3 rRNA genes are annotated in these 5,395 nt (G+C 56.5%); all 3 read left to right on the forward strand.

The features are described from left to right. Positions 1–86: 86 nt before the first annotated feature. The 3 genes from DQP56_RS22315 to rrf all read left to right on the forward strand — a co-directional run bounded on the left by DQP56_RS22315 (position 87) and on the right by rrf (position 5,364). Positions 87–1,621: ribosomal RNA gene (locus tag DQP56_RS22315) — 16S ribosomal RNA — on the forward strand. 366 nt (positions 1,622–1,987) lie between these two features. Beyond that, positions 1,988–5,116: ribosomal RNA gene (locus DQP56_RS22320) — 23S ribosomal RNA — on the forward strand. A 135-nt stretch (positions 5,117–5,251) separates the two neighbouring features. After that, positions 5,252–5,364 (forward strand): 5S ribosomal RNA (gene rrf, locus DQP56_RS22325). Together the 16S, 23S and 5S rRNA genes form the textbook arrangement of a ribosomal RNA operon. Positions 5,365–5,395: the final 31 nt, after the last annotated feature.

Raw genomic sequence — 5,395 nt, forward strand, 5'->3', positions numbered from 1 at the left:
CATCCTTGGCGCCCCGTGTTGGGGGTGTGGTGTTGTTTTGTCGGTTTTTCGGAACTGATGTTTTCAGGATTGTTCTGAACGTTTTTTGTTTGGAGAGTTTGATCCTGGCTCAGGACGAACGCTGGCGGCGTGCTTAACACATGCAAGTCGAACGGAAAGGCCCTTTCGGGGGTACTCGAGTGGCGAACGGGTGAGTAACACGTGGGTGATCTGCCCTGCACTCTGGGATAAGCCTGGGAAACTGGGTCTAATACCGGATAGGACCATGGGATGCATGTTCTGTGGTGGAAAGCTTTTGCGGTGTGGGATGGGCCCGCGGCCTATCAGCTTGTTGGTGGGGTGATGGCCTACCAAGGCGACGACGGGTAGCCGGCCTGAGAGGGTGTCCGGCCACACTGGGACTGAGATACGGCCCAGACTCCTACGGGAGGCAGCAGTGGGGAATATTGCACAATGGGCGCAAGCCTGATGCAGCGACGCCGCGTGGGGGATGACGGCCTTCGGGTTGTAAACCTCTTTCAGTATCGGCGAAGCTCCCGGATTTTTCTGGGGGTGACGGTAGGTACAGAAGAAGCACCGGCCAACTACGTGCCAGCAGCCGCGGTAATACGTAGGGTGCGAGCGTTGTCCGGAATTACTGGGCGTAAAGAGCTCGTAGGTGGTTTGTCGCGTTGTCCGTGAAAACTCACAGCTCAACTGTGGGCGTGCGGGCGATACGGGCAGACTGGAGTACTGTAGGGGAGACTGGAATTCCTGGTGTAGCGGTGGAATGCGCAGATATCAGGAGGAACACCGGTGGCGAAGGCGGGTCTCTGGGCAGTAACTGACGCTGAGGAGCGAAAGCGTGGGGAGCGAACAGGATTAGATACCCTGGTAGTCCACGCCGTAAACGGTGGGTACTAGGTGTGGGTTTCCTTCCTTTAGGGATCCGTGCCGTAGCTAACGCATTAAGTACCCCGCCTGGGGAGTACGGCCGCAAGGCTAAAACTCAAAGGAATTGACGGGGGCCCGCACAAGCGGCGGAGCATGTGGATTAATTCGATGCAACGCGAAGAACCTTACCTGGGTTTGACATGCACAGGACGCCGGCAGAGATGTCGGTTCCCTTGTGGCCTGTGTGCAGGTGGTGCATGGCTGTCGTCAGCTCGTGTCGTGAGATGTTGGGTTAAGTCCCGCAACGAGCGCAACCCTTGTCTCATGTTGCCAGCACGTAATGGTGGGGACTCGTGAGAGACTGCCGGGGTCAACTCGGAGGAAGGTGGGGATGACGTCAAGTCATCATGCCCCTTATGTCCAGGGCTTCACACATGCTACAATGGCCGGTACAAAGGGCTGCGATGCCGTGAGGTTTAGCGAATCCTTTAAAGCCGGTCTCAGTTCGGATCGGGGTCTGCAACTCGACCCCGTGAAGTCGGAGTCGCTAGTAATCGCAGATCAGCAACGCTGCGGTGAATACGTTCCCGGGCCTTGTACACACCGCCCGTCACGTCATGAAAGTCGGTAACACCCGAAGCCGGTGGCCTAACCCTTTGGGAGGGAGCCGTCGAAGGTGGGATCGGCGATTGGGACGAAGTCGTAACAAGGTAGCCGTACCGGAAGGTGCGGCTGGATCACCTCCTTTCTAAGGAGCACCAATATTCCCCCGTTCCTCACATGGGTGAGGGTGATGCGGTTGGGAGAGGTTGTGCCGGCGCCTGTAGTGGGTGGCCGGTGGTGCAGATGTTTTACGAACAACAACAGGCTTTCGAGATCATCAACTGCCAGGAGTCCTTGGGGGTTTCTGGTGGCCGGCTTTTGTGCTGGGCACACTGTTGGGTCCTGAGGCAACAGGCCCGTTGTTTGCTCCCCTTGGTGGGGGGTGGGTGTGTTGTCGCTCCATCTTGGTGGTGGGGTGTGGTGTTTGTTTTGTGGATAGTGGTTGCGAGCATCTAGCAAGCAGATTTTGGTCTGTTTGTTTTTGCAATTTTTTGTTTCTTGGTTTTTGTGTTTGTAAGTGTGTAAGGGCGCATGGTGGATGCCTTGGCATCGAGAGCCGATGAAGGACGTGGGAGGCTGCGATATGCCTCGGGGAGCTGTCAACCGAGCGTGGATCCGAGGATGTCCGAATGGGGAAACCCGGCATCAGTGATGTGGTGTCACCCTCCGGTGAATGTATAGCCGGTGGGGAGGTAACGCGGGGAAGTGAAACATCTCAGTACCCGTAGGAAGAGAAAACAATTGTGATTCCGTGAGTAGTGGCGAGCGAAAGCGGAGGATGGCTAAACCGTATGCATGTGATACCGGGTAGGGGTTGTGTGTGCGGGGTTGTGGGAGTGTTGTGTCCGGGTCTACCTTGCCTGGAGGGCAGTGAGAAAGTGTTGTGGTTAGCGGAAGTGGCCTGGGATGGTCTGCCGTAGACGGTGAGAGCCCGGTACGTGAAAACCCGACACCTGCCTTGCGATGTTTCCCGAGTAGCAGCGGGCCCGTGGAATCTGCTGTGAATCTGCCGGGACCACCCGGTAAGCCTGAATACTTCTCGATGACCGATAGCGGACGAGTACCGTGAGGGAATGGTGAAAAGTACCCCGGGAGGGGAGTGAAATAGTACCTGAAACCATGTGCCTACAATCCGTCAGAGCCTTCCCTTTTGGGGTGGGGTGATGGCGTGCCTTTTGAAGAATGAGCCTGCGAGTCACCGGCACGTCGCGAGGTTAACCCGGGTGGGGTAGCCGTAGCGAAAGCGAGTCTGAATAGGGCGTATCCAGTCCAGTGGGGCTGGTGTAGTGGCGTGTTGTGGACCCGAAGCGGAGTGATCTACCCATGGCCAGGGTGAAGCGCGGGTAAGACCGCGTGGAGGCCCGAACCCACTTAGGTTGAAGACTGAGGGGATGAGTTGTGGGTAGGGGTGAAAGGCCAATCAAACTCCGTGATAGCTGGTTCTCCCCGAAATGCATTTAGGTGCAGCGTTGCGTGTTTCTCACCGGAGGTAGAGCTACTGGATGGCCGATGGGCCCTACTAGGTTACTGACGTCAGCCAAACTCCGAATGCCGGTGAGGTAGAGCGTGGCAGTGAGACGGCGGGGGATAAGCTCCGTGCGTCGAGAGGGAAACAGCCCAGATCGCCGGCTAAGGCCCCTAAGCGTGTGCTAAGTGGAAAAGGATGTGCAGTCGCGAAGACAACCAGGAGGTTGGCTTAGAAGCAGCCACCCTTGAAAGAGTGCGTAATAGCTCACTGGTCAAGTGATTGTGCGCCGATAATGTAGCGGGGCTCAAGCACACCGCCGAAGCCGCGGCAATCCGTGAGGATTGGGTAGGGGAGCGTCCTGCATCCGGTGAAGCCACAGAGTGATCTAGTGGTGGAGGGTGTGGGAGCGAGAATGCAGGCATGAGTAGCGATGAGGCAAGTGAGAACCTTGCCCGCCGAAAGACCAAGGGTTCCTGGGCCAGGCCAGTCCTCCCAGGGTGAGTCGGGACCTAAGGCGAGGCCGACAGGCGTAGTCGATGGACAACGGGTTGATATTCCCGTACCCGTGTGTGGGCGTCCCTGATGAATCAGCGGTACTAACCACCCAAATGGTGAATGATCTGATCCCTTCGGGGTGAGGGCGTTCGCCGGCTGCGTGGGACCTTCGTTGGTAGTAGTCAAGCGATGGGGTGACGCAGGAAGGTAGCCGTACCAGTCAGTGGTAATACTGGGGTAAGCCGGTAGGAAGAGATCTAGGCAAATCCGGGTCTCATATATTCCGAGAGGTGATGCATAGCCAATTGTGGCGAATTCGGTGATCCTATGCTGTCGAGAAAAGCCTCTAGCGAGCACGCACACGGCCCGTACCCCAAACCAACACAGGTGGTCAGGTAGAGAATACCAAGGCGTACGAGTGAACTATGGTTAAGGAACTCGGCAAAATACCCCCGTAACTTCGGGAGAAGGGGGACCCTCATACCGTCAACACCTTCGCGGTGGGCAGCGGGAGGGGGTCGCAGAAACCAGTGAGAAGCGACTGTTTACTAAAAACACAGGTCCGTGCGAAGTCGCAAGACGATGTATACGGACTGACGCCTGCCCGGTGCTGGAAGGTTAAGAGGACCGGTTAACCCCTTTCGGGGGGTGAAGCTGAGAATTTAAGCCCCAGTAAACGGCGGTGGTAACTATAACCATCCTAAGGTAGCGAAATTCCTTGTCGGGTAAGTTCCGACCTGCACGAATGGCGTAACGACTTCTCAACTGTCTCAACCATAGACTCGGCGAAATTGCATTACGAGTAAAGATGCTCGTTACGCGCGGCAGGACGAAAAGACCCCGGGACCTTCACTATAGCTTGGTATTGATGTTCGATGCGGTTTGTGTAGGATAGGTGGGAGACTGTGAAACCCGCACGCCAGTGTGGGTGGAGTCGTTGTTGAAATACCACTCTGATCGTATTGGACCTCTAACCTCGAACCATGAAGCTGGTTCAGGGACAGTGCCTGGTGGGTAGTTTAACTGGGGCGGTTGCCTCCTAAAATGTAACGGAGGCGCCCAAAGGTTCCCTCAACCTGGACGGCAATCAGGTGTTGAGTGTAAGTGCACAAGGGAGCTTGACTGTAAGACTGACACGTCAAACAGGGACGAAAGTCGGGACTAGTGATCCGGCACCCCCGAGTGGAAGGGGTGTCGCTCAACGGATAAAAGGTACCCCGGGGATAACAGGCTGATCTTCCCCAAGAGTCCATATCGACGGGATGGTTTGGCACCTCGATGTCGGCTCGTCGCATCCTGGGGCTGGAGCAGGTCCCAAGGGTTGGGCTGTTCGCCCATTAAAGCGGCACGCGAGCTGGGTTTAGAACGTCGTGAGACAGTTCGGTCTCTATCCGCCGCGCGCGTCAGAATCTTGAGGAAACCTGTCCCTAGTACGAGAGGACCGGGACGGACGAACCTCTGGTATACCAGTTGTTCCACCAGGAGCACGGCTGGATGGCCACGTTCGGACAGGATAACCGCTGAAAGCATCTAAGCGGGAAACCCACTCCAAGACCAGGATTCTCACCCATTTCAGTGGGATAAGGCCCCCCGCAGACCACGGGATCGATAGACCAGACCTGGAAGCACCGCAAGGTGTGCAGGGAACTGGCACTAACCGGCCGAAAACTTACCAACACACAACAAACAAAAATATTGTCGTGTTGCCCGCAACCACACCACACAACAGAAAACCCACACCCCACCACCAAACACAACCATGGTGAACACGGTGCCGGCCCCCAAACCCGCACCCCAACAAAAAAATAGAGTTACGGCGGACATAGCGACAGGGAAACGCCCGGTCCCATCCCGAACCCGGAAGCTAAGCCTGTCAGCGCCGATGATACTGCCCAACCGGGTGGAAAAGTAGGACACCGCCGAACACAACATCAAGCCCTGTGGCCCCCAAAACAA

It is taken from the genome of Mycolicibacter senuensis, assembly GCF_003284925.1.
GTDB lineage: Bacteria > Actinomycetota > Actinomycetes > Mycobacteriales > Mycobacteriaceae > Mycobacterium > Mycobacterium algericum_A.